The following is a 25,049-nucleotide window of genomic DNA, read 5'->3' on the forward strand; positions in this document are numbered from 1 at the left end:
TCAGTGGGGACAGGGAACTCCTTTCTTTGAAAGAGTTTAGAGGAATAAAAATCCTTTCTCCTGTTGAGTTTAGGAGGTTGCTGGACAAATATAATCAGTAACGGCGGTATCAATATGAAAGCTTTAAGATTGCCTGAAAAGGATATACGTAGAGTAGAGGACTTCTTGAAGAGTTCAGGATTTAAAAGGAGAGAAGTTAGGAACACCCTCTGGAGCTACGAAGGGGAGGATATTTATTTCAACATGTACCCGTCGGGGACTTTGCTTATACAGGGAAAGGAAGCGGATGAGTGGGTGGAGAAGATACTTTCGGTGGTGGATAATCTAAGGTTTCCTGTTGGAGGTTGCGACGAGGTCGGTAAGGGGGATATATTCGGACCTCTCGTTCTCTGCTGTGCTGTAATCACCCCCGAAAACTTCAAGAAGGTTCTCCTTCTAAACCCGAAGGACTCCAAACTACTTAAGGATGAAGAGGTTCTGAAGAAGGCGAAGGAACTTAGAAAGCTCGTTAAGGTTAAGTGTATAACCCTCATGCCCGAGAGATTCAACGAACTTTACGAGAGTTATAAAAACATCAACAGATTGATGGATGACGCTTACAGGAAACTGGTAAGAGTGGTGCTGAGCGAGTTCAAACTAAATAAGGTGGTTGTGGACAGATACTCCTCGAGGGACCCCTTTGGAGACGTCAAGGAGGTTGAGTTCATCGAGAAGGGGGAGAGGGACGTGGCGGTGAGCGTGGCGAGCATAATGGCCAGGGAAAAGTTTCTGAGGAGATTAAAGGAGTTGGAAGAGCGGTTCGGCATAGAAGTGCCGAAGGGCGCCTCGGGGGAGGTCAAGCACAGGGCAAAGGAGCTGTTAAAGAAGGATCCCTCCTTAGCCCGTAAAGTTCTTAAGCTCAGCTTTTTGGAGTAAAATACTTCCATGGCTAAGAGGGTTATTCTCGCTTACTCCGGAGGGCTCGATACATCAGTAATCGTAAGGTGGCTCACAGATAAGGGCTATGAAGTTATCACCTACACTGCCGATGTGGGTCAGGGTGAGGAGCTTTCCGAAATACCCGATAAGGCACGGGCTTCCGGGGCGACTGAGGCTATAGTGGAGGATATAAAGGAGGAGTTTGCGAGGGACTTCTGCCTCCCAACTCTGAGAGCCTTAGCCCTCTACGAGGGGAAGTATCCATTGACCGCCTCCCTCTCGAGACCTTTGATATCGAAGAAGCTCGTCTACTACGCCCACAAGCTCGGAGCCGACTGCGTCGCCCACGGATCTACCGGAAAAGGTAACGATCAGGTTAGGTTTGAACTCTCGGTTTGGGCTTTAGATCCGGACATCGAGGTTCTCGCACCCGTGAGGGAGTGGGAGTTCAAAGCGAGAGAGGAGCAGGTAGAGTACGCAAAGAAACACAACATACCTGTTAAGGTTACAAAGGAAAAGCCCTACTCCATAGACAGAAACCTCTGGGGGGTCTCCATAGAGTGCGGACCCTTGGAGGATCCCTGGAACGAGCCTCCGGAGGACGCTTACCAGATAACGACATCCCCCGAAAGGGCTCCCGATCAGCCAGAGTACGTAACGGTAGGCTTTGAAGAGGGCGTCCCCGTATCTTTGAACGGCAAAAATTACAACCTCCTGAGCGAACTTATTCTTGATCTGAACGAGATAGCGGGAAAGCACGGGGTTGGAAGAATAGATATGGTAGAGAACAGGCTCGTAGGTATTAAGAGCAGGGAGATCTACGAAGCTCCGGGAGCTATAGTCCTCTATGAAGCATACAGGGATCTGCTCTCCCTTGTAACCGACAGGTTCACCTTCCACCACTTTTTAAGCCACGTTCCTCACGAGTATGCGAAGCTCGTTTACGAGGGTCTGTGGTTTACACCTTTGAGAGAGGCTCTCGACGCCTTCACCGAAAGGCTCGCAAAGGACGTAACGGGAGAAGTGAGGTTAAAGCTCTACAAAGGAAGTGTCAGTGTGGTGGGTAGAAGGTCTCCGAACTCCCTCTACGTTGAGGATCTCGCCACCTACTCCGAGAAGGATGTCTTCGATCATATAGCTGGTAAGCACTTCACGAAGATTTGGGGGCTTCCTCTGAGGGTTCTGGGGAGGAGAGAGAAAGGGTAAGCAGAAAAGCCGAGAGTAGATAAAACCTTTGGAAAACTTGAACCGGGTTATTATTGGTTTATATCCAAAGCATGGACTGGGGTCAGGTTATTACTATCATATTCGGTGTTTCTGTGTTTACGGCAATCTTCATGCTTTTGATGAACAGACAGATTGACATGGTGAACTAGAGGATAGACAGCGTTGAAAGAAATCCGTTATCTTCTCTATAAGGCTTTGGGAGTGGAAGAAAAAAAGTAAGAGACCTTTATCCCTCCTTCAAAGCGTTCACTATCTCTTGAACCGCCTTCTTGGCATCCGCAAAGAGCATAAGTGTGTTGTCCATAGCAAATAGGGGGTTAGGAATTCCAGCAAATCCGGGGCTGAGACTCCTCTTTATGACTACCACGGTCTTTGCCTTCCAGACCTCTAATACGGGCATACCTGCTATGGGGCTTTTGGGATCGGTCTGTGCGAGGGGGTTTACCACGTCGTTGGCACCTATCACTATCACCACGTCCGTTTGTTCAAAGGTCGGATTTATCTCCTCGAGCTCTTTCATCTTCTCGTAGGGTATGTCCACCTCTGCAAGCAGGACGTTCATGTGTCCGGGCATCCTACCGGCTACAGGATGTATCCCAAACTCAACCTCGACTCCTTTGGATTCCAACAGGTTGTAAAGATCCCTCACCGCATACTGAGCCTGAGCAACCGCCATGCCGTATCCTGGGACGATCACAACTCTCCGAGCTCCCTCTAAGAGGAGTGCCACCTCTTCGGGAGAGGTAGCCTTTATCTTTCCAGCGTAAATGTCCTCCTCTTCCGTCTTAGCGATCTCTCCAAAGCCTCCGAAGAGAACGTTCAGGAGGGATCTGTTCATAGCCTTACACATGAGGTTCGTAAGGATTATTCCCGACGCTCCGACGAGAGAACCGGAGATTATAAGAGCGTTGTTTTGGAGAACGAACCCCGTAGCTGCGGCGGCGAGACCGGAGTAGGAGTTCAGTAGAGCGATAACGACAGGCATGTCAGCTCCGCCTATGGCTATAGTGAGGAGAATACCGAGAACAGCCGAGAGGAGAAGGATCATCCAGTAAAGGCTGATGTTTTGAGGGTGCGCAATTAGGTAAGCTCCCAACACCAAAGCTCCAAGAGCAAAGAGAGCCTTTACTACCTGCTCACCCGTGTACCTTATGGGTCTCTCCTTTATAAGCCCTTGGAGTTTGGCGAAGGCGACACCGCTTCCGAAAAAGGTAACGGAGCCTATGATCCCGGAAGCAACGGAGGCTGTGGTAAAGAGGTAGTCAGGATTCTTGGTTTCGTAGAGAGCTGCACCTGCAACGAGGGCTGAGGCTCCACCGCCGAGTCCGTTGAAGACCGCAACGAGCTGAGGCATGGCGGTCATCTCAACTTTAAGAGCCAGAAGTGTTCCTATCGCAGCACCTATGATGAGACCTGCTATGATGAGGGAAAAGTCCACTATCCTCTTGTCTAAGAGAGTTACGACAACCGCAATCAGCATACCGAGGGCACCGAGCATGTTCCCTCGTACAGCGGTTTTTGGATGGGATAGCCCCTTAAGACCGAAGATGAAAAGTGAAGCGGCGAGGAGGTAGGCGAGATTTACCACTATCTTTTCCATTCACTCCTTCCTCCTGAACATCTCAAGCATCCTGTGGGTAACCAAGAATCCTCCCACGACGTTTATGGTCGCAAAGACAAGAGCTATAAAGCCGAGGATGGTTGTCAACGTTGTGTGGTGGGATCCTGCAGATATGAGAGCTCCCACGATCGTTATCCCCGATATGGCATTGGAACCTGACATTAAGGGAGTGTGAAGGGTCGGAGGAACCTTCGTTATCACCTCAAAACCAACGAACATCGAGAGAACAAAAATGGTGAAGTACATGACGAAGTCTTCCATTTAGATCAACCTCCCAACAGCTCCTTTATCCTCTCACTTACGAGCTCTCCGTCTCTGAAGAGGAGAGTGTCCCTTATTATTTCGTCCTCTAAATCTATATTCAGCTCACCATCCTTTATAAGCAGGTTCAAGAAGTTAAATACGTTCCTCGAATACATCTGGCTTGCATCATGGGGAACCTTCGACGGAAGGTTCACAGCTCCCACTATCTTTACTCCGTACCTCTCAACGACCTCTCCCGGAACGGTAAGCTCGCAGTTCCCGCCCCTTTCGGCGGCGAGATCCACTATCACCGATCCCGGTCTCATTCCCTTAACCATCTCCTCCGTTACGAGAACGGGAGCCCTTTTACCGGGAACCATTGCGGTGGTTATCACCACGTCACTCTCCGCCACCACCTCGGTCATCATCTCCCTCTGTCTTCTGTAAAACTCTTCGTCCATAGCTCTCGCGTATCCTCCCTTGTCCTCTGCCTGTTCGCTCTCAAGACCTAACTCAACGAACTTGGCACCGAGGGATAAAACCTGTTCCTTTGCAGCAGGACGGATGTCGTAAGCCTGAACGACCGCACCGAGCCTCTTTGCCGTTGCTATAGCCTGAAGACCAGCAACACCAGCTCCGACCACGAACACCTTTGCGGGAAGGATCGTTCCCGCCGCGGTCATGAGCATGGGGAACATCTTAGGTAGCATATCTGCAGCTATAAGAACAGCCTTATAACCTGCTACGGTAGCCATAGATGAAAGGGCGTCCATACTCTGCGCTCTCGTTATCCTCGGTATAAGCTCCATAGCAAAGGCGGTTAGGTTCAGAGCTTTAACCTTTTCAAGGATCTCTTCCACCGCAAAAGGCTCGAGAAAACCTATGAGAACCTTCCCGAAGTATCCGTCCGCCTCCCTTAAGAAGTTTTCTTTATCTGCCATCAGGTCCCTTACCTTCAGGAGGATCTGGGATCTCTCGAAGACCTCCTCCCTACTTACTACTTCAGCTCCAGCTTCCCTGTACTCCTCGTCGGAAAATCCCGCCGATTCGCCCGCACCTTTTTCCACGAGAACACTCACTTCCCACTTTCTGAGCTTCTGAACCTCGGCCGGAATAAGGGAGACTCTCTTCTCGTTGGGATACGTTTCTTTGAGAAGGCCGATGAACATGGTGTATAATTTTAGCATGAGGAAGATAGCTCTCGCCTCCCTTGTAGCACTTACCCTGTTTGGAATCAAGTCCTGTGGTGAACCCTACGGAGCTGCAAAGGACACGGTTGAGGACTTCATGGAAGAGATAAAGGAAAAGGAAGGAATGGAAGCGATAAGGTACCTCCACCCTTCCTACAGGGACTCCCTCGCGAAGGAAATCAAACTGCCAGTCCAGTTTACGGAACTGCGGCCCTCGGAGGTTCTTGCCTGCCTGCTGAGCACTATGGGAGCTAACATAGAGGAAGTGGAGGTAAAGGACGGAAAGATCATAGGCGAGAACACGGCCCTTATAAAGGTGAAGGTAGAAGACAAGAACGATATAGAAAAAATATTTAGCTTCGTTCTTATAAAGGAAGATGGGAAGTGGTTGATAGCGGATATCTCTCCTTACGTTCCTCCGACTAAAGCTAAAGGGAAGTGAAATTTCTTATCTGGCAGACTGCATTCCTCGGGGATGTAATCTTAACTACACCCGTGGTAAGAACTCTAAAAAAGAACTTCCCCAGTTCGGAGATAGCCCTCGTGGGAAGACCCTTTATTCTTGAACTTTTCAAGGGATGGGACATAAAGTTAATCCCCTTCTCGAAAGGACTCAGGGAGAGCTTCTCGATCTTGAAAAAAATAAAGGGGTACGATGTGGCTATAGTCCCCCACCGCTCACTCAGAACTGCTCTGATAATGCTCTTTTCGGGAATACCGGAGAGAATAGGCTTTGACAGATCAGAGTTCCGGTGGGCTTACACGAAGATAGTGAGGCACAGGTGGGAGCTCCACGAAGTTGAGAGAAACCTCGAACTGCTCAAACCCCTCGGAATAAAGGAGTTTGTTAAGGAGACTTACCTTCCCCTTCCCGATGAGGAGAGGGAGAGGACCTTAGAGAAGTTCGGACTTCGAGATAAGGATTACATCGTAGTGAACCCCTTCTCAAACTTTCCCCTGAAGGAGTGGAGTTTGGAAAACTGGGCTGAGCTTATAAGAAGGCTCGACAACGTGGTGGTTACAGGTCTCCCATCGGACAGGAAGAAGGTTGAGGAACTGAAAAAGAGAGTAAATTTTATAGACCTTGTAGGGAGAACCTCTCTCAGGGAGCTCATGGGAGTGATTGCGGGTTCTAAGATCGTTATCTCCAACGACTCCTCCCCTGTCCACATAGCGAACGCTCTCGGTGTTCCTGCGCTCACCATCTATACTGCGACCTCCTCCGAGTATGGCTTCTACCCCCTTTTAGGCAGGTACATTAACAATCCCGCTCCCTGCTCACCCTGTTCTCCTAACCCGAAGAGGTGCAGGACGGGAACTTACGAGTGCTCAAGCCTTCCTACTTCCGATCTTGTCTTTGAAGTTCTCGAGGATCTCCTTAAGATCTAAGATCTTCTTGTTCTCCTGAGGCTTCTCGTAAGCTCTGTAAACCCCCTCCTCTTCCACTATAAAAACGTTCTCCAACTTCTTCCACCTTCCCGTGTCCTTCGTCTTTACGTAAAGATCCCTCACCTCACCTCTCGGGAGGTTGTTCCTCTCGAGGAAGAACTCTATCTCCTTCATCAGCTTTACGAGATGGTCGCAGGAATCGAAGTAATAGGTATAGGAACCTATCTTCATCGTACAGAGTTCGTCCTCCTTTATTATCTGGACATTACAGACGGGACATCTAACCTTCTCGGGAGGTGTAAAGTCCTTAGCCTTCTCTGGATTTCTGCTAACGTAGAGGATAACTCCGAGGAGAACTAAACCCGTAATTATAAGATCGGCGAGGGCTATCTGAGGCAGGTAATCCCTGAAGAAGAGTCCTATCAAGCTGGTAATAAGACTCAGAACCACGACCCCTCCCACTATGACAACGTATCTGAGCTTGTATCCTTTGAACATGAGAAACATGGTGGCGAGTATCCCCATGAACTCCACGATTCTGCTCAGAACTATCAGGATCGTCGTTTCGGTGAACATAGTTTAAGTATTGTAAATAATCACTTTCCCGTCAAGGAGAGAAGATCAGCTCTTTAAAGAGTTCTCTCAACTTCAGGATACCCCCCCCACCCCCGAGCTTCTCCCTCAGCTCCCTGAAACGCTCTCTCATTCTATCCTTCTTTTTTTCATCCTCGAGAAGACTCAGAGCCTCAGAGGCGACCTCCTTTGGATCTCTGTTTATCATCTCGGGAACTATGCCCTCACCAAGGATCAGGTTAGGAAGGGATACGAAGGACACCTTTACAAGAAGCTTACCCAGTAGGTAGGTTATCGGACTCACCCTGTAGAAGACAACGTGGGGATTAAGGGCGAGAGCCGCCTCGAGGGAAGAAGTTCCGGAAGCTATGAGGGAGATCTCGGAGTGGAACATGGAGTTGTAGGCAGGATCGGGGATCTCCTCAGAGGTTATCACCCTCACGGGAAGATCCGAGAGCTTCCTCTCTATGAACTCCTTAAACTCGGGGAAGGTAGGGAGAACGAAGTCTATCCTTTTTCCTTTGAGAATCTTCTTTATAACTTCCTTCAGAAAGTCGGTATGTCTCTTTACCTCGCTCCACCTGCTTCCGGGCATCAGGTTTACGGGTTTTCTCTCGAGGTTTAATATTCTCAGAAACTCAGCTTTATCGAGGGAAGGCTTCACCATGTCTACGAGGGGATGTCCCACGTAGTGAACCCTGAGGCTTTCAAACCTTCCGTATATATCCACCTCGAAGGGAAGGATAACGATAAGATCGTCGGCGAACTCTGCTATTACCTCAGCTCTCCTCGGCTTCCAAGCCCACACCTGAGGGGATATGAAGTAGATGATTCTCTTAACTCCTAATTCCTTAGCTTTCTTTATGAGCCGGAGGTTAAAGCCAGGAGCATCGCAGGCTACAAGAACGTCAGATTTCTTCACTTCAAGAAGAGTCCTTTTAAACACTTCCCTTATCTTGAAGAGTTTGGGAACAACCTCCGCTATCCCGACCACCGATATATCAGATATCTTGGCAACGCTCTTTACGCCTATCGATTCGAGCTTTTCATTCGTTATACCGATAAGATTTACGTCCTCGAAGCCTTCTCTGAAGATCTCGTAGAGGTAGTTAGCCGCAGATATGTCCCCAACGGAGAGGAAGACCTTGAGCGACATGGTATTATTAAAAGCCATGAAGATCGGTTTTGTTGGAAAGAAGAACGCTGTAAGGAGCATAATGGCCGAGGCTGTAACGAAGAGTGTCCTCTCGGATCTCGGCATAAGAGCGGAGGTGTTTTCTGCAGGGACGGAGCCGGCGAGAGAGGTTCATCCCCTTACTTTAAGGGTACTCGAGGAGAAGGGCTATTCTACAAAAGGCCTCTATCCAAAACCGATCGGGAAGATCCCCTACAAAAAGCTTGACGTTCTGGTGACTGTCTGCAACGAGGCTAAGGAGAAGTGCGAGTTCGTTATATCCCACAAGAGAAGGGAAAACTGGCTCATAGATGAGCCCAGGGAAACGGTGGAGTCCTTCAGGGAAACCCTGGAGGAGATAGAGGAACATGTTAGGAATCTACTCAAGCTCTCTTAGAAGGTTCTTCAGATAACACTCCTCCACCTTTTCCGACAAGCCTTTTATATCTTCCTTCGGAGAAAAGCCCGCCTTAAGTAAGTTCAGAAGAGTGTCTTTCAACTCCTCATAACTCCCCACCCTGAACCCGTAACCCGCCTTTGAGAGTATTTCTTCGAGATCCTTCACCTTCTCCGTATGAGGTCCGAATAGGACAGGTTTTCCGCAGAAGGCGGGCTCCAAAAGGTTGTGTCCTCCTATCGGAACAAAGGTTCCCCCCACGAAGGCAACTTCCCCGAGACAGTAGAAACCCCTGAGTTCTCCGAGGGTATCTACTATCAAAACGTCCCACGTATCCTTATCTTCGCTTCTTAGAGATACCTCCAGGCCAAATTCTTCCGCCTCTCTCTTCACTTCCGCGGATCTGCTTATGTGCCTCGGAGCTATTATCAGCTTTATAGGGAAGAACTCCTTTAGCTCTGTGAAGGCTCTCAGAACTATTTTCTCCTCGCCCTTGTGGGTACTCCCTGCAACAATAACCTTGAAGCCTTCCTCTATCTTTATGGCCGGTGGTTCTACCTCTCCCTCCCGAACGAGCTTAAGATTTCCACAGGTAATAACACCTTTAGCTCCTTCTCTCAGAAATATCTCCCGATCCTTCTCCGTTCTCGCAATTATCAGATCAAACTTCGGAACGAGGAACTTCTCCAAAAGACCTCCCCTCGCGTAGGCGTTTACAAGTATCTTTCTGCATCGGGTAAAGCTGATCAAAGATATCCACATCTCCCTCTCGGCTACTATTAAAGCTTTTGGCTTCACTAACTTCTCGAACTTTCTAATTAAAAAGGGAAGGTCTAAGGGAAGGGGGAAGAGAATGTCGTAGAAACCCTTCTGAGCTTTAAGGTAGTCGCTTGCTTTCGATGAAAAGTAGGTAAGCACTATAGGGAAGCGCCTTTTTAGTTCCTGCAAGATGGGCTTCAGTGTGTTGAACTCTCCGACGCTAGCGCAGTGAACCCATAGGGGATCGGTGATTCCTTTTAAGTCAGGTGGTTCGAGCAATAGCCTTTTCCTGAGTTCCCACTTCACGTTAGAATTATACCCATGAAAGCTCTGATGATACTCTACCCGGAACTCCTCAAGCACGGTAAGGAGAAACTCTACTCCGAACTCGAAAGGAACGTTGAGATAATAAAGAAGATCATAGGTATAGACAGTATGTACGCTTCGGTGAGTTCCCACTTCAAGGATCTTTTCGATAGGTTTCCGGATCTCTGTCTGATAAACAGCGTGAGGGAGAATCCAGCCTTCGCAGCGTACAGGGGTCTCAGGAAGCTGAGGGGAAGCGACGTCCTTCTCATAGACGGGAGCGTAAGGCTTACGAAGGAGGGGATCTTCGATTTTATAAACCGGCTCAATGTCACAGTTGGTATGCTCAAGGACAGGTGGGCAGGAGTCGCCTTCATAAAGATGAGGGATCTGGACTACACGGTGAAAAGTTTGGAAAGGAACTTCGAAAAAAGTGTTCTCGAAGCCTTTTACACCCTTCGGGATACCTACAGCATAGTTACGGACTTTGTAGAGATTAAAGATGATCGGCTCGTGCCGATTTCAGGTTTAGAACAGTGCAGGGGGTGAAGCATGGTAGATCCGGACATACTCCTAATAGCGATCGTTGAGATGATAGAGGGTGTTAGGAATCTTATAGGTGATAAGGGGGCTAACGCCGTTCTCAGGGACGCGGGTAGACACAGCGGTCCGAGGCTTCTCGAAAGTCTGATAGGTCATCTGCCGGAGGTTCTTGAAAAGGAGGAGGCAGTCAGAAGGACTTGCATGATGTTGGAGGAACTCGGCTTTGCTAAAAAGGTTATTAAGGAGGACGGGAAGATAACCGTTGAGAACGATATATTCAGCGACGCCGTAAGGGCTGAAGATATAGGGAAATCGCCGGTAATCTACTTCCTCATAGGCCTGATAGAGGGCTTCGTTCAGTTCATGTCCAACGACAAGGTAGTTCTAACTCCCGAAGAGATACAGAAAGGAAAGTTCGTCTTTTCCTACTCCTGAACCCTCAGGTAGCTTATGCTTTCTACGTGGTATGTTTGGGGGAACATATCTATAACCCTCGTCCCCTCGAGTTCGTATCCGCTCTTTATCAGAACCTTCAGATCCCTCGCTAAGGTGGAGGGGTTGCAGGAGACGTATATTATCCTCTCCGGTTTATTCTTAATGAGTAAATCGAGCTCCCTGTTTTCTAAACCGCTCCTCGGAGGATCGAGAACGACGAGATCAAGAACCTCTCCACCTCTGCTCTTCAGGTGTCTGAAGGCATCGGATCGGACGAATACGACGTTGTCCCTTCCGTTTATCTTAGCGTTGTACTCCGCATCGTTTATAGCCGAGGTGCCCGCGTCCGAACCCTCTATGAAGTTTCCCCGCTCCGAGAGAGGTATTGTAAAGAAACCCACACCACAGTACAGATCGAGAGCCTTCCTGTAGGAGATGTCGTCCACAACCGCGTCTATAAACTTCTCCCAGAGGGTGTGGTTCACCTGAAAGAAGGAGTCGGCACTCACTCTGTAGGTCCACTTTCCTACCTTCATAAACAGGTAATCCTTTCCGATCCAGTAGCGTCTATTCAGTATCGTTCTGAGTCTCGAGTAGTCTCCCACACCGACCACGTCCTCGGGGAGATAATCCTCTTTCAATCTGCTGAGGAACTCCCTGTCTATCTCTGTCGGCGCTATGAACTTAACGAGGAACTTATTCTCAGTGGGTGAGTAGGTTATGTGGATCTCCTGAAGCTCCTTTATGTACTCCGCACACTCCCTTAAAGGCTCTATCAGCTCATTTATCCTCGGATGGGCTATGGGGCAGCTATCTACGTTCACCACCTCCCTCTCGTTCCAGCGGAAGAAGCCGATCCGGGAGTTCTTTACTTTGAACTGAACCCTTATCCTGTAGCCGAACTCCTGACCCGAGGGTATACCTTCGAGAAGTTTGGAATCCCTTATCTTCCCTATTCTCTCGAGGGTCTCTAAAAGGATCTTTTCCTTTTCCTCGAACTGGGCGTTGTACTCTACGTGCTGGAGCTGGCACCCTCCACAGACTCCGAAGTAAGGGCAGGGCGGATCCCTGCGGACGTTGGAGGATATAACGACCTTCTTTACCTGAGCCTCGGTGTAGTCCTTCTTCTCCTCTAAAACTTCAACGTCCACAAGCTCGTTGGGAGCGGCGTATCTGACGAGGAACACCTTGTCCCCGTGCCTTCCCAGTCCGTAACCGCCGTAAACGAGCTTATCTATCTTGAGGCGTAAGGTATCTTCACTCACCCGGTTCCGATTCTCTAAGCTCTGCGAGCTTCTCAAAGTCCTCCTCCGACATCACATCAATATGCCACCCCGTTAGCTTATGGGCAAGCTTAACATTGCTCCCCTTCTTCCCGATGGCGAGAGATAGCTGTTCCTTCGGAACTGCCACCTCAGCCCTTTCCTCCTCAGGTATCAATCTTATCGCAGTAGGTTGAGCTGGCGAGAGAGCTCTCCTTATGAACTCTTCCTCGTCCTCGGTCCACCTCACCACGTCTATCTTCTCCCCGTGGAGTTCCTCAGAGATAGGCTGTATCCTCGATCCCCTGAGACCGACCACTATACCTACAGGATCCATCTTCATGTCCTTAGCGAAGACTGCGACCTTAGCCCTCTCACCCGGTATCCTTGCTACAGCCTTGATCTCTATCTCCTTCTCTGCCACCTCCGGTATCTCCGTCTCGAGAAGTCTCTTTAAAAAGAGGGGATGTGTCCTCGAGAGGATAAGCCTCGGCTCTCCATGAACCTTCTTTACCTCTAAAAGCAGAGCCTTGACCCTGTCCCCCACTTTATAGGCTTCTCCCGGTATCTGCTCTCTCCTGGGGAGGATAGCCTCCACCTTACCGAGATCCACGAGGACGTCCCCGTTGTCGTAGACCTTTCTCACTATACCCGTAACTATCTCACCCTCGAGCTCTTTGAACTCTAAAAATCCCCTCTCCCTCTCGGCTCTTTCGAGCTCACTTAAAAACTCCTCCTTAGCCGCGTAGGCGGCAATCCTGTTCACATCCTCGGTGGATATATCCAAAGGGAATCTCTCCCTTCTCTTTCCCTTCTTTTTCACTACGTAGACCTTTATACCTTCGTCGGTGAACTCTATATCGAGAGTGTCCCTTATTCTCTTGTCTTTCTTTATAGCTATGGCTATAGCGTTCTTGAGGGCGTACTCGACGACCCTCTCGGGAAGATCCTTTTCCCTCGCTACCTGTTCGATGAGCTTCCTTATGTTCTTTACCATCTCTCCGGCTCCAGTCTTCCCCTGGCGATCGCAGAGAAGGGTATGTGGAGCTCTTCTCCCTTCTCCCTTTCCCTGAGCGTTATTATACCTTCCCTGACATCCTCCACGTATCCGGTCGCCTCCCTTCTTCCACCGACAGGTTCTCTCAGAACGACCCTAACGAGCCTACCCTTGAAGAACTCGTAATGCTCAGGCTTCTCAAGTTCCCTCGTCAGTCCGGGGGAAGATATCTCCAACATGTAGGAGAAGGGTATGATATCCTCTACGTCCAAGAGAGCGCTTATCCTCCTGCTCACCTCCTCGCAATCTCTTATAGTAACCCCTCCCGGTTTGTCTATTATTACCCTGAGGACCCACCCCCTCTCCGGTTTGAACTCCACGTCAAAGAGCCGGTAACCCATCCTCTTCACGATAGGCTCTACCAACTCTTTGATTTTTCTTGCTATCTCCTTACTATCAACATTCATGAGTATTATTTTATAATTCTCGTTGGTATGAACCTGAGTGAAGCCGTCCTCTCTATACCCGCCCTCATGATAGCTGTGATACTCCACGAGGTAGCCCACGGGTGGGTCGCCTACAGGATGGGTGATCCCACGGCAAAGTTGGCGGGAAGGCTCACCCTGAATCCAATTCCTCACATAGACCCGTTCGGGACTATAATCCTCCCGGCGATGTTCATAATCTTAGGATCTCCCGTCATATTCGGATGGGCGAAGCCCGTGCCCATAAATCCTCTCAATTTCAGAGATCTGAGGAGAGGGACGTTCCTCACATCCATAGCGGGAGTTGTAATGAACCTCACCCTCGCCGTCCTCTTCGGAGCAGCCTACCGGATACTCTACAACCTCTCCGATGTGGTAGATCCCTTTATTACCAACACTATCATCTATCCCCTCCTCATATTCTCAGCCAAGTCGGTTCTTATAAACCTTATCCTCGCCCTATTCAACATAATTCCCATACCTCCCCTCGACGGTAGCAAGGCGGTCATGAGCTTCCTCTCCTTCAAATACTGGGAGATCTTCTACAAGTATGAGATCTACGGCTTCTTCGTCATAACGATACTCCTCTTCACTGGAGTTCTGGGAAGGATCATATACCCTCCCCTCATATTCCTTTACAATCTCATACTGGGCGGAGCCTGAAATGTTAAAGGGACTATATTTATAAAATCATGAGAACGATATTTGACAGAGAGCTTATAAAGAAGTACGACCGTCCCGGTCCGAGGTACACGAGCTATCCCCCCGCAACAGAGTTCACCGAAGAGGTTACGGCGGAGGACTACAGGAGAAAGCTCATAGAGAGCAACGAGAGAAAGACACCCCTCTCCCTGTATTTTCACATTCCCTTCTGTGAGAGCGGTTGTTATTACTGCGGGTGCAACATCATCATCTCCCACAGGAAAGGGATAGAAAAACCTTATCTCGACAGGGTTTACAGGGAGATGGACATGGTCTCTCCCCTCCTGGACAGGGAGAGGAAGGTGGAGCAACTCCACTGGGGCGGGGGAACTCCCAACTATTTGGAGCCCGACGAGATAAAGGAGTTCATGGAGGAGATAAGGAAGAGGTTCGACTTCTCCGATGATGCGGAGGTCAGCATAGAGATAGATCCGAGGTACGCGACCGACGAACAGCTCAAGGTGATAAGGGAGGTAGGCTTCAACCGGATAAGCATGGGTCTTCAGGATCTCGACGAAAGGGTTCAGAGGGCGATAAACAGGATCCAGCCTTACGAGCTTATGGAGTCTATGATGAAGAAGCTCAGGGATCTCGGCTTCGAAAGCATAAACATAGACCTGATTTACGGACTTCCCTACCAGAGCAGGGAGAGCTTTAAGAAGACCGTTGAGAAGGTGATAGAGCTTGGTCCCGACAGGATAGCGGTTTACAGCTTCGCCTACGTTCCTTGGGTGAAGCCTATACAGAAGCACATAGACCCTGAGACCCTACCTTCGGCGGAGGAAAAGCTCTCTATTCTTGAAATGGTGATAGAGGAGTTTCAGGACGCGGGCTACGTCTACATCGGAATGGATCACTTCGCCAAGCCCGAAGATGAGCTTGCGGTTGCCCAGAGGGAAGGAAAGCTCTGGAGGAACTTCCAGGGTTACACCACGAGGAAGGGGGTGGAACTCATAGGCTTCGGAGCGACTTCCATAGGTATGCTCTACGACTCCTACTTCCAGAACTACAAGACTCTTAGGGAGTACAACCTCTCCATAGATGAGGGGAGGCTACCCACCTACAGAGGCTACATCCTGAACGAGGACGACTTTATAAGGAGAGAGGTGATAATGGACATCATGTGCAACCTCGGTGTGAGCTTCAAAAAGATAGAGGATATGTTCGGGATAAAGTTTGAGGACTACTTCTCCGAGGAGTTGGAGGAGCTCAGGGAGCTCGAGGAGGACGGACTTATAAGGATAGGAGAAGGGCGTATAGACATACTCCCCGTAGGTAGGCTCTTGATAAGGAACGTAGCTATGGTTTTCGATGTTTACTTGAAAACAAAGAAGGAGCTCAGGTTCTCCAAAACTATATGATGGAAGCGCTCTTAGAGGTCAGGGAGGTAAGCAAGGTTTACCCGGTCAGGAAGGGTCTCTTCAAGAAGGAACCCTTTTACGCCCTCAGAGGAGTGAGCCTCTCCGTAAGAAGATCCGAGATACTCGGAGTGGTGGGAGAGTCAGGCTCTGGAAAAACGACCCTCGGTAAGGTGATCCTCAGGCTCGAAAGACCTTCTGAAGGCGAAATTTTCTTTTCAGGAAGGGACATATTCTCTCTCGGAAAGGAGTACACAAAAGAGGTGGCGGTGGTGTTTCAGGATCCGAGGAACTCCCTGAACCCGAGGATGAAAGTGGAGGAGATAGTGGAGGAGCCTCTGATAGTTCACGGGATCAAGAATAGAAAGGAGAGGGTAAGGGAAGCCCTCTCGAGGGTTCAGCTTCCAGAGGAGTTTCTTAAGAGAAAACCCGATGATCTTTCGGGAGGGCAGAGACAGAGGGTAGCAATAGCGAGGGCTATAGTCCTCAAGCCGAGCCTGATAGTTGCAGACGAGCCCACTGCCTCCCTCGACGTCTCCGTTCAGTGGGAAATACTCAGGCTCTTCATGTCCCTGAAAGAGGAAGGTATAGCCTTCCTCTTCATAACCCACGATATAAGGGTGATAGAGAAGATAGCGGACAGGGTGGCGGTGATCTACGGAGGTGCACTCATGGAGCTGGGGAAGAAGAAGGACGTTCTCGAAAAGCCCATGCATCCCTATACGAAATTTCTCCTGAGCAACGTTCCCGTCAGGCATCCGAAGATGAGGAAGGAGGACAGCTTTACAGAGGTGGAGTATGAGATACCAAAGGAAGGGTGTCCCTTCGCACCCCGTTGTTCCGACTATACGGAAGAGTGCTCGAAAAGCGTCAGGAGGTCTGAACTGAATGGAAGGATCGTTTACTGCAACCTATACTGACTTCCTCGTCTTCGTTTTCTTACTCTTCGCCTCCGGTTTCTTCGCCTCCTCGGAGGTGGTCTTCTTCAGCGTAAGCAGACCCATCCTGATGAAGTACTCCAAGAGCAGGTTCTACCCCTTCCTGATAAAGCTCCTCTCGAAACCCAAGGAGGTTCTCGTCTCCATACTCATAGGTAACGAGGTGGTGAACGTCCTAATATCCTCCTACGGAGCCAAGCTCTTTACGGATATGTTCGGAAGGGAGGGAGCCTTTATCTCCGCGGTCCTGATGTCCTTTCTGATATTTATCTTCGGGGAGACCCTTCCCAAGAACGCGGTCCTACCCCTCGCCGACAGGCTCTCCCTTATCTACGCTCCCGTTTTTTACCTATTCCACGCACTCATAACCCCTGTCAGGTTCTTCCTGTTCACACCCGTGGAGGGAATACTCAGAAGGCTTGGTGTAGAGACAGAGAAGGAGGAGTTTGAGCTCTCGGAGGAAAGACTCTTAGGGATCTTGGAGATGGGTATAGAGTCCGGGGAGTTCTCCGAGGACGAGAGGGAAATGGTGGAGAAGGTCTTCGAGATGGACGAGGTTCTCGTTAGGGAGATAATGACCCCAAGACCCGACATATTCGCCCTTCCCGAAGACTCCAAAGTCGGAGAGGTCTTAGGAGAGATAAGGAAGCACGGACACAGCAGAATACCGATCTACAAGGAGAGGCTCGACGATATAACCGGGATAGTTCATGTAAAGAGCCTCCTCCCTATAAGCAAGAACGCCGGGAGAACTCTGAGGGAGTTCAGAGAGGAAGCCCTCTTCGTTCCGGAGGTCATGACTGTAGGGAGCCTTCTTCAGGAACTGAGGAAAGCTAAAACCCAGATGGCGATAGTGGTTGATGAGCACGGAGCGGTTTCGGGACTTGTGACCATGTACGACATACTCAGGTGGCTCGTTGGAGAGGTTCCAGAGGAGTGGGAGGAGGAAGAAGAGATAAAGAAGCTCTCCTCGGATATGTACAAAATAGATGGCTCTGCAGACATAGAGGAGGTTGCGGAGAGGCTCGGCTTCGAGCTTCCCGAGGAGTACGACTACGACACGGTGAGCGGCTTTGTGATGGCTAACTTGGAGAAGATACCCCAGAAGGGGGATGAGTTCGAGTATGACGGTTTCAAGTTCATAATAGGGGACGTGGAGAAGAACCGTGTGAAAGAGGTGATAGTCAAGGTTCTGAAGAGAGCCGAAGAAAAGGCATAGACTACATGAACTTACATCTCCGATCGGAAGATCAAGAAATACCTGACTAATTCGTCGTAAAGGCTTGAGGGAGCGGGGCCGTAATATTTGAAAACGATGAGAGAGGGGGTTAAGGACTTCGTCCACCTTCACCTTCACACCCAATACTCTCTATTGGACGGCGCCATAAAGATAGAAGATCTTGTAAGGAAGGCGAAGGAGTTTGGATACAGGGCTGTGGGTGTATCCGATCACGGAAACCTTTTCGGCTCCCTTCACTTCTATAGGGCTCTGAAGGCAGAAAATATAAAGCCCATAATAGGTATGGAAGCCTACTTTACTACTGGGTCAAGGTTCGACAGGAGAACGAAGGGTAGCGAGGACAACATAACCGACAAGTACAACCACCATCTCATACTCATAGCCAAGGACGACGATGGTCTCAAGAACCTCATGAAGCTCTCCACCTTAGCTTACAAGGAGGGCTTCTACTACAAGCCGAGGATAGACTACGAGCTTTTGGAAAAGTACGGGAAGGGACTCATAGCCCTGACCGCGTGCCTCAAGGGAGTTCCCACCTACTACGCCTCCATAAACGAAGTTGATAAGGCTAAGGAGTGGGTTAAGAAGTTCAAGGACATATTCGGGAACGACCTTTACTTGGAGCTACAGGCGAACGATCTTGAGGAGCAAGCGACTGCAAACCGAAACCTGATAGAGATAGCAAAAAAGTACAGGGTCAAGCTCATAGCGACCAACGACTCCCACTACCTCAACCCCGAGGACAGGGAAGCCCACACCGTTCTGATGGCTATTCAGATGAAGAAGACGATCCACGACCTTACCAAGGGGAACTTCAGATGCGCCAACGACGGACTCCACTTTGCCTCTCCCCAAGAGGTATGGAGGAAGTTCGAGGGTAAGTTCGACGGATGGGAGGAGGCTCTCCTGAACACCTTAGAGGTTATGGAGAAGACCGCAGATAGCTTTGAGATATTTGAAAACACGAAGTACCTTCTTCCCAAATATGACGTCCCTCCGGATAGAACCTTAGAAGAGCATCTCAGGGATCTCGCCATAAGGGGTTTAAAACAGAGAATAGCCAAGGGACAGGCTAAGGACTCCAAGGAATACTGGGAGAGGTTAGAGTTCGAGCTGGATGTTATAAACAGGATGGGCTTTGCGGGATACTTTTTGATAGTTCAGGACTTCATAAACTGGGCTAAGGGTAGGGGAATACCCGTAGGTCCCGGAAGGGGATCGGCGGCGGGATCCTTGGTGGCCTACTCCATAGGTATAACGGACGTGGATCCTATAAAGCACGGACTTCTCTTTGAGAGATTTCTGAACCCCGAGAGGGTCTCTATGCCCGACATAGACGTGGACTTCTGTCAGGAGAAGAGGGACGAGGTTATAGAGTACGTTAAAGAGAAGTACGGGAGGGAGAACGTAGCCCAGATCATAACCTACAACGTCATGAAGGCGAAACAGACCCTCAGAGACGTCGCCAGAGCCCTCGGACTCCCTTACTCAACCGCCGACCAGCTCGCCAAGCTAATACCTCAGGGGGACGTTCAGGGAACGTGGCTCTCCCTTGAGGAGATGTACTCAACCCCCATGGAGGTTCTAAAGGAACGCTACGGGTCCCACAGGGGGGACATAGAGGACAACGTAAACAGGTTCAGGAAGCTCTGTAAAGAGAGTCCTGAGATAGACAAACTCGTCCAGATAGCTCTGAGGCTCGAGGGACTCACCCGCCACACCTCCCTCCACGCCGCAGGCGTCGTTATAGCTCCTCAGCCTCTTTCCGAACTCATACCCCTCTACTACGATCGGGATGGAGCGGTGGCGACCCAGTACGACATGACGAAGCTCGAGGAGCTCGGACTCCTCAAGATGGACTTCTTGGGTCTGAAGACACTCACGGAACTAAAAGCCATGAGAGATCTCGTTAAGGAGAGGAGGGGAATAGACGTGGACTTCCTCAGCCTCCCGATGGACGATCCCAAGGTTTTCGAGCTTCTTCAGGAGGGGAACACCACGGGAGTTTTTCAATTAGAGAGCAGGGGTATGAAGGAGCTTCTGAAGAGACTCAAGCCCGACAACTTCGACGACATCGTTGCGGTCTTAGCCCTCTACAGACCCGGACCACTGAAGAGCGGTCTCGTGGACAGGTACATAAACAGGAAGCACGGAAAGGAACCGGTTGAATACCCCTTCCCGGAGCTCGAAGAGATCCTAAAAGAAACCTACGGTGTGATCGTCTATCAGGAGCAGGTGATGAAGATGTCCCAAATCCTCGCCGGCTTCACACCGGGAGAGGCGGACACCCTCAGGAAGGCTATAGGGAAGAAGAAGAAGGATCTAATGGAGCAGATGAGGGAAAAGTTCATAAGGGGATCGGTGGAGAGGGGTTTTCCGGAGGACAGGATAAGGAAGCTCTGGGAGGATATAGAGAAGTTCGCTTCCTACTCCTTCAACAAATCCCACTCTGTAGCCTACGGATACATCTCCTACTGGACCGCCTATATGAAGGCTCACTACCCAGCAGAGTTCTTCGCGGTGAAGCTCACCACGGAAAAGAACGACAACAAGTTCATAAACCTAATAAAGGACTCTAAGCTCATGGGGTTTCATATCCTGATTCCGGATATAAACAGGAGCGACGTAGGTTTCAAAATAGAGGGAGAAAGGGAGATAAGGTTCGGTATAGGAAGGATAAAAGGTGTGGGGGAGGAAGCAGCTAAGGCTATTGTCGAAGCGAGGAAAAACAGGGATTTCAGGGGAATTCAGGACTTCGTCACGCGGGTCGATGGTAGGAAGGTGAACAAGAGGGTTATAGAGGCTCTGATAAAGGCGGGAGCCTTTGACTTCACCGGTATGAAGAGGGATGAGCTACTGGAAAAAGTGAGATCCTCCGGTAAGAATATGGCTTCAATAGCCCAGAACTCCCTATTTGGAGGTTCCACCAAGAAGAGGAAGCTCGATATAAACGACCTCTTGAGGATGGAAAAAGAGGTCATAGGCTTCTACATTTCAGGTCATCCCTTAGATAAGTTCGACAGGCTTTTGAGAGGAAAGTACACACCTATAGAAGAGATTGAGAACCTCGAAAGGGGTCAGACCGTGACCTTAGCGGGTGTCGTGTCTTCTCTCCAAGTTAAGAAAACGAAAAATGGGAACTACATGGCGGTCTTCAACCTTATAGACAGGACCGGTATGGTCAAGTGCGTAGTATTTCCAGAGGTTTTTGAGGAAAACAGGGAAAAGTTGAAGGAGGATTCTGTAGTCCTTCTTAAGGGAAATCTCGACGAGGATCTTGAAACGGAAAGCTTAAAAGTGATTGTTTCCGAGGTAGTTCCGCCAGAGGAGGTTGCTAAAAACGGTAACGGCTATATCACCCTCGTGCTCAGAAAGAGGGACGTTATGAACGGGAAGTTAGAAAAGTTGAAGGAAATACTGGAGAAGTTCAAAGACAGAGAAGGAGCTCAGATAACCTTTGAGATAAGAGACGAGGAGTTCACCGCTGTTTTACAGGCTCCTCCGGACTTCAGAGTAAAACCATCACCCGAACTCATAAATGTTCTCTCGAGGAAGCTAAGAGTTCAAACGGTTATGTGAAAAATTCATAGACGTAAAGGTTTCGATCTTTGCCTCATCTACGTAAACCTACAGTACATAGGTGTATTTTGAGAACATCTCTCAAAGACGTGCCTCTGAGATAGAGCCAAACCGCTCTTGCAAAGTTAGCATCTTCGGTGATCTTTACCTTTGGGTCGTTATTCTTATACCCTTCCGAGATCACAGGTTATATAATCTTTTCAATAATCCGCCGGGAGGTAAAGGAATGGATAAGATCGCCCTTGAGCAACTCACCGAGCAGAAGGAAAGCCCCGAATATCTTCAGATAAGCTGGGCAGCAGCTATGACTCTCGGGCTTATTCCGGGGCAATTTTATAGAAATACCAAGTTGAGCTGTATAAATACGCTCCTTACGTATCCCTCTGGATGTCATGCCACCTGTGCTTACTGTGGTCTTCAGAAGGCAAGAGACATGGAGTATTCAAAGAAGAACTTTATAAGGGTCGAGTGGCCCACGGTAAAGCTCGAAGATATCATAGAGAGAACCAAGCAGGTAGGTCACGCCGAGCGTCTTTGTATATCTCAGATAACCCATCCGAGATCGATAAGGGACACAAAGTACGTCCTGAAGAGAGTTATCGAGGAGTTGGGAGATCAGCTTTTCGTCTCCATACTTATGAACGCAACAGGTCAGACCTACGAAGATATAGAGGATTACAAAAAGCTTGGGGCGGATACCCTCACGGTGGCTCTTGATGCGGCAACACCGGAGATCTTCGACAGGCTCAGGGGAAGGCCGATGAATAGCCCCCACAGATGGGAAACTTACTGGGAAGTCTTGGAGTGGTGTGCCGAGGTGATGGGAGACGGCTACGCCGGGTGCCACCTCATAGTCGGTCTTGGTGAAACGGAGCAGGAGATGGTAGAAACCATCCAAAAGGTTAGAGATCTGGGGGCGAGAACTCACCTCTTCTCCTTCTGGCCCGAGGAGGGATCCCTTATGGAGAAGGAGAAACCCTGCCCCGCACCCCAGTATAGAAGAGTTCAAATGGCAAGGTATCTTATAGATAATGGGCTCTCGAGATACGAGGATATGAAGTTCAACGAGAAAGGACAGATAATCGACTGGGGCGTCTCTAAAGAGGTTTTTGAAGAAATATTCTGGAGTGGCAAACCTTTCATGACCGCCGGATGTAGGGGTAAGACTACAGAGGTAGCCTGTAACAGGCCTTTTGGTGACAGTTCTGTCTCCGACATAAAGAGCTATCCCTTCAAGCCCAACAAGAACGATCTCAAGAATATCAGGAAACAGCTCTTCGATTACGAGATGGAGACGGCTTATCCGGACGTTCTTAATCCGAGCGTATTCAGATACCAGTAAAATACTCTTGAGTTGGGTCCGAGCTGGGAAGGTAGAAGAAAGTTTGTTAGCAAGTTAAATCTAATACTCTTCTCCTTCCTCCTGGCTCTTCTTGTTGTCTCTCTTAGGATCCTCGATCTCCAAGTAACTATAGGAAGCGACATAGCGAGGGAGATAAAAGATAGATTCGACAGAATCTATCCCATAAGGATACCCCTTTACCGGGGGAGTATAAAGGATCAGATCGGGAGGGAGATAGCCCTGAGCGTACCCACCCTATCTGTTTACGTTCATCCAGACCCTGAGCTGATAAAGAAGAAAGAGGATTTCATAAGAGGTCTTGCCTCCATATCTGGTGTATCCGAAAAACTTTTGTGGAAAAGGATAAAGGAGGGAAAAGGAAAACCGTTAAAGATACTCTCTGGATTAGATATATCCTTGAAGGAAGAACTGAAGGATCTGATAAAAAAGACCGAAAACTCCAGATACGTGGGTTTGCAGGAGGAGTATGTAAGGATTTATCCTAACAGGACGATCGCTTCGAACACTGTAGGATTTGTAGGCGTAGACGGGACAGGGCTCGAGGGCATGGAGTACCTCCTCAACGCCCACTTGGGAGGAGGCTTTGCAACCGCTCTAATGTATCTGAACGGAGGGCTTGGAAAGATATACCTTCATCCTCTCGCAGGACTCCTTGGAAAGGAAAGGGACGTACTCCTAACTCTCGATTTAAGTGTTCAGAGCATAATCGAGAGAATAAGGGACGAGATAGTTAAGAAGTGGAGGCCCAAGAAGGTATCTATACTTGTCATGGATCTATCCAACGGATACATAGTCGGTCTCGCAACCTATCCCTACTTCGATCCCAACAGGTTCGGCGATTACTCCCCTGAGAAGAGAAGGAACTTCGCCGTCACGGACGTTTTCGAACCCGGATCCATAATGAAGCCCTTCTTCGTAGGCATGGCTCTCGAAAAAGGATACGTATCTACTAAAACTATTGTAGACACGGGAAAGGGAAGGATAAAGGTATTCGACAGGCATGTCAGAGATATAAAGAGGCTGGGCAGGATAAGATTGAAAGACGTCCTGGTTCAATCATCCAACGTTGGAACCATAAAGGTAGCCTCTCATCTAAGGAAGGAAGACGTGGAAGAACTCCTGAAAAGGTTTCATCTTGATAGGAAATTCGGGGTTTTCCCAGGCGAAGCAAATCCTCAGATACCAGATTTCAACTATCCGGCGAATCTACTTTACTCCGCCATAGGGCAGGGAATAGCCTTCAACACGCTGAATATTGCTGTCGCGTTCGGAGGTCTTGCCACGGGTAAGATATTGAAGCCCCATATAGTTAAGGAGATAGTATCCGCTGAAGGGAAGGTGGTTTACAGGGCGGAAAGGGAGATTATAGGGGAAAAAACGTTCTCCGATAGGACTCTCAGATGGATAAGAGGAGCCCTTACAGAAGTTGTAGAGCGGGGGACAGGAAAACGGGCAAAATCTAAGTACTTCACCATAGCAGGAAAGACAGGAACCTCTCAGAAGTTTGATTTCAAGACGGGAAAGTACTCGAAGGATAAGGTGGTTACCTACTTTGCAGGCTTCTTCCCGGCGTCGGACCCGAGGTTCGTTGCGGTTATAGTCGTGGACGAGCCGAGAGGCAAATACCTTTACGGAGGTGTAGTCAGCGCCCCTTATTTTAAAAAGCTCGCGGAACAGATAGCCTTCTATTACGGGCTAAAGCCCGACAAGGTGAAGTAACTTAGCTCTGAGCTCTTCCGGGAGTTCCAGACCGGGCATCTTCGGAATCTCAACCGGTTTGATACCTGTCATCTCCTCAACTATCCTCGGATTGGTCCTTTCGGACGGATCCTTCCCGGTGAAGCCGTTCATCACAACTCCTACGATCTTAAGCCCAAGGGATCGGACGTAAAACCATGTTAAAAAGGTGTGATTCAGGGTTCCGAGACCGGCTCTGGCAACTATTATCACAGGCAGACTCCAATCTCTTGCGAGATCCCCATAGGTATAGCTCCTCTTTACAGGCACGGCTATGCCCCCGGCACCCTCTATAAGAAGGATCTCGTACTTTTTAGTGAGCTCCTCGAACTTCATCCTTAGATCTTCAAGGGAAAAGTCCTTTCCTTCCTCGACAATAGCGGCGTAAGGCGAAAGGGGGAGGCTAAATCTTACCGGAACTATCTCATCCACATCCTGTCCAGTAGCTTTGGAGAGTAAAAACCCGTCTTCGGGAACATCTTTCACGTAGGTCTCCACAGGCTTGAAGCAACCGACCCTGACTCCTCTCTCCTTAAGAGCCAAGGCGAGGTTGTAAGTTATGAAGGTCTTTCCTACACCCGTATCGGTTCCGGTGACCAGGAAGGCTTGCATG

General features: G+C 49.3%; 24 protein-coding genes. 14 read left to right on the forward strand and 10 right to left on the reverse strand.

All coding sequences use genetic code 11. The annotated features are described in order from the left end of the window. The first annotated feature begins 114 nt into the window (after window positions 1-114). Together rnhC and ACZ483_RS01585 are read left to right on the forward strand one after the other, a co-directional pair. On the forward strand, window positions 115-915 hold the full coding sequence (gene rnhC, locus ACZ483_RS01580) for a ribonuclease HIII (protein WP_464324421.1): 801 nt from the start codon (window positions 115-117) through the stop codon (window positions 913-915). 9 nt (window positions 916-924) lie between these two features. Next, entirely contained in the window at window positions 925-2,124 is a 1,200-nt protein-coding gene (locus ACZ483_RS01585; RefSeq protein WP_464324422.1) for an argininosuccinate synthase, read from the forward strand. Between the two features lie 247 nt (window positions 2,125-2,371). Here the strand turns inward: ACZ483_RS01585 and ACZ483_RS01590 are convergent, their stop codons facing one another. The 3 genes from ACZ483_RS01590 to ACZ483_RS01600 are packed head-to-tail and all read right to left on the reverse strand — an operon-like array spanning window position 2,372 to window position 5,178. Next, complete coding sequence (locus ACZ483_RS01590) at window positions 2,372-3,745, reverse strand: NAD(P)(+) transhydrogenase (Re/Si-specific) subunit beta (protein WP_464324423.1); 1,374 nt, start codon at window positions 3,743-3,745, stop codon at window positions 2,372-2,374. Then, a complete protein-coding gene (locus ACZ483_RS01595; protein WP_464324424.1) occupies window positions 3,746-4,027 on the reverse strand; it encodes an NAD(P) transhydrogenase subunit alpha part 2 in 282 nt (93 codons plus the stop codon). A 5-nt stretch (window positions 4,028-4,032) separates the two neighbouring features. Further along, window positions 4,033-5,178: a Re/Si-specific NAD(P)(+) transhydrogenase subunit alpha gene (locus ACZ483_RS01600; RefSeq protein ID WP_464324425.1), complete on the reverse strand. Its 1,146-nt coding sequence runs from the start codon at window positions 5,176-5,178 to the stop codon at window positions 4,033-4,035. A gap of 16 nt (window positions 5,179-5,194) precedes the next feature. On the opposite strand from ACZ483_RS01600, the gene ACZ483_RS01605 reads away from it, so the two are divergent. Both ACZ483_RS01605 and ACZ483_RS01610 read left to right on the forward strand, forming a co-directional pair. Next, on the forward strand, window positions 5,195-5,641 hold the full coding sequence (locus tag ACZ483_RS01605; RefSeq protein ID WP_464324426.1) for a DUF4878 domain-containing protein: 447 nt from the start codon (window positions 5,195-5,197) through the stop codon (window positions 5,639-5,641). Then, a complete protein-coding gene (locus ACZ483_RS01610; RefSeq protein ID WP_464324427.1) occupies window positions 5,638-6,588 on the forward strand; it encodes a glycosyltransferase family 9 protein in 951 nt (316 codons plus the stop codon). The genes ACZ483_RS01605 and ACZ483_RS01610 overlap by 4 nt, the downstream gene beginning before the upstream one ends. On the opposite strand, the gene ACZ483_RS01615 is transcribed toward ACZ483_RS01610, so the two are convergent. Further along, entirely contained in the window at window positions 6,529-7,164 is a 636-nt protein-coding gene (locus ACZ483_RS01615; protein ID WP_464324428.1) for a hypothetical protein, read from the reverse strand. The genes ACZ483_RS01610 and ACZ483_RS01615 overlap by 60 nt on opposite strands. A 31-nt stretch (window positions 7,165-7,195) precedes the next feature. After that, window positions 7,196-8,317: a lipid-A-disaccharide synthase gene (gene lpxB, locus ACZ483_RS01620; RefSeq protein ID WP_464324429.1), complete on the reverse strand. Its 1,122-nt coding sequence runs from the start codon at window positions 8,315-8,317 to the stop codon at window positions 7,196-7,198. 16 nt (window positions 8,318-8,333) lie between these two features. Between lpxB and ACZ483_RS01625 the strand changes: the two genes are divergently transcribed. Beyond that, window positions 8,334-8,732 (forward strand): arsenate reductase ArsC, encoded by a 399-nt coding sequence (locus tag ACZ483_RS01625; RefSeq protein ID WP_464324430.1) that lies wholly within the window; start codon window positions 8,334-8,336, stop codon window positions 8,730-8,732. Here ACZ483_RS01625 and ACZ483_RS01630 read toward each other — a convergent pair. Next, window positions 8,715-9,797, reverse strand: coding sequence for a 3-deoxy-D-manno-octulosonic acid transferase (locus tag ACZ483_RS01630; RefSeq protein WP_464324431.1), 1,083 nt, complete (start codon window positions 9,795-9,797; stop codon window positions 8,715-8,717). The genes ACZ483_RS01625 and ACZ483_RS01630 overlap by 18 nt on opposite strands. A gap of 15 nt (window positions 9,798-9,812) precedes the next feature. On the opposite strand from ACZ483_RS01630, the gene ACZ483_RS01635 reads away from it, so the two are divergent. Together ACZ483_RS01635 and ACZ483_RS01640 are read left to right on the forward strand one after the other, a co-directional pair. After that, window positions 9,813-10,346 carry a hypothetical protein gene (locus ACZ483_RS01635; RefSeq protein WP_464324432.1) on the forward strand — a complete coding sequence of 178 codons (534 nt, stop codon included), beginning with the start codon at window positions 9,813-9,815 and terminating at the stop codon, window positions 10,344-10,346. A gap of 3 nt (window positions 10,347-10,349) precedes the next feature. Next, window positions 10,350-10,775, forward strand: a complete 426-nt coding sequence (locus tag ACZ483_RS01640) for a hypothetical protein (RefSeq protein ID WP_464324433.1) — start codon at window positions 10,350-10,352, stop codon at window positions 10,773-10,775. On the opposite strand, the gene ACZ483_RS01645 is transcribed toward ACZ483_RS01640, so the two are convergent. Genes ACZ483_RS01645 through ACZ483_RS01655 form a run of 3 tightly spaced genes read right to left on the reverse strand, consistent with a single transcriptional unit; the run spans window position 10,766 to window position 13,501 of the window. After that, on the reverse strand, window positions 10,766-12,040 hold the full coding sequence (locus ACZ483_RS01645; RefSeq protein ID WP_464324434.1) for a class I SAM-dependent RNA methyltransferase: 1,275 nt from the start codon (window positions 12,038-12,040) through the stop codon (window positions 10,766-10,768). The two genes, ACZ483_RS01640 and ACZ483_RS01645, sit on opposite strands and share 10 nt — an antisense overlap. Further along, a complete protein-coding gene (gene nusA / locus ACZ483_RS01650) occupies window positions 12,033-13,034 on the reverse strand; it encodes a transcription termination factor NusA (protein WP_464324435.1) in 1,002 nt (333 codons plus the stop codon). Before nusA ends, ACZ483_RS01645 begins: the two co-directional genes overlap by 8 nt. Then, a complete protein-coding gene (locus tag ACZ483_RS01655) occupies window positions 13,028-13,501 on the reverse strand; it encodes a ribosome maturation factor RimP (RefSeq protein ID WP_464324436.1) in 474 nt (157 codons plus the stop codon). Before ACZ483_RS01655 ends, nusA begins: the two co-directional genes overlap by 7 nt. Window positions 13,502-13,528: 27 nt before the next feature. On the opposite strand from ACZ483_RS01655, the gene ACZ483_RS01660 reads away from it, so the two are divergent. The 7 genes from ACZ483_RS01660 to ACZ483_RS01690 all read left to right on the forward strand — a co-directional run bounded on the left by ACZ483_RS01660 (window position 13,529) and on the right by ACZ483_RS01690 (window position 24,418). Beyond that, window positions 13,529-14,182 carry a site-2 protease family protein gene (locus ACZ483_RS01660; protein WP_464324437.1) on the forward strand — a complete coding sequence of 218 codons (654 nt, stop codon included), beginning with the start codon at window positions 13,529-13,531 and terminating at the stop codon, window positions 14,180-14,182. A gap of 29 nt (window positions 14,183-14,211) precedes the next feature. After that, window positions 14,212-15,582, forward strand: coding sequence for an oxygen-independent coproporphyrinogen III oxidase (hemN, locus tag ACZ483_RS01665; protein WP_464324438.1), 1,371 nt, complete (start codon window positions 14,212-14,214; stop codon window positions 15,580-15,582). Further along, complete coding sequence (locus ACZ483_RS01670; protein ID WP_464324439.1) at window positions 15,579-16,499, forward strand: oligopeptide/dipeptide ABC transporter ATP-binding protein; 921 nt, start codon at window positions 15,579-15,581, stop codon at window positions 16,497-16,499. The genes hemN and ACZ483_RS01670 overlap by 4 nt, the downstream gene beginning before the upstream one ends. Next, window positions 16,468-17,736 (forward strand): hemolysin family protein, encoded by a 1,269-nt coding sequence (locus tag ACZ483_RS01675; RefSeq protein ID WP_464324440.1) that lies wholly within the window; start codon window positions 16,468-16,470, stop codon window positions 17,734-17,736. The genes ACZ483_RS01670 and ACZ483_RS01675 overlap by 32 nt, the downstream gene beginning before the upstream one ends. Before the next feature lie 96 nt (window positions 17,737-17,832). Further along, entirely contained in the window at window positions 17,833-21,336 is a 3,504-nt protein-coding gene (gene dnaE, locus ACZ483_RS01680; protein WP_464324441.1) for a DNA polymerase III subunit alpha, read from the forward strand. Between the two features lie 226 nt (window positions 21,337-21,562). Then, the gene (locus tag ACZ483_RS01685; protein ID WP_464324442.1) at window positions 21,563-22,678 is read left to right on the forward strand and encodes a radical SAM protein; all 1,116 of its coding nucleotides are present in this window, start codon (window positions 21,563-21,565) and stop codon (window positions 22,676-22,678) included. A 12-nt stretch (window positions 22,679-22,690) separates the two neighbouring features. Beyond that, on the forward strand, window positions 22,691-24,418 hold the full coding sequence (locus tag ACZ483_RS01690) for a peptidoglycan D,D-transpeptidase FtsI family protein (RefSeq protein ID WP_464324443.1): 1,728 nt from the start codon (window positions 22,691-22,693) through the stop codon (window positions 24,416-24,418). Here the strand turns inward: ACZ483_RS01690 and bioD are convergent. Next, window positions 24,395-25,048 carry a dethiobiotin synthase gene (gene bioD / locus ACZ483_RS01695; RefSeq protein WP_464324444.1) on the reverse strand — a complete coding sequence of 218 codons (654 nt, stop codon included), beginning with the start codon at window positions 25,046-25,048 and terminating at the stop codon, window positions 24,395-24,397. The two genes, ACZ483_RS01690 and bioD, sit on opposite strands and share 24 nt — an antisense overlap. Window position 25,049 lies beyond the last annotated feature (1 nt).

Source organism: Hydrogenivirga okinawensis (genome assembly GCF_055385515.1).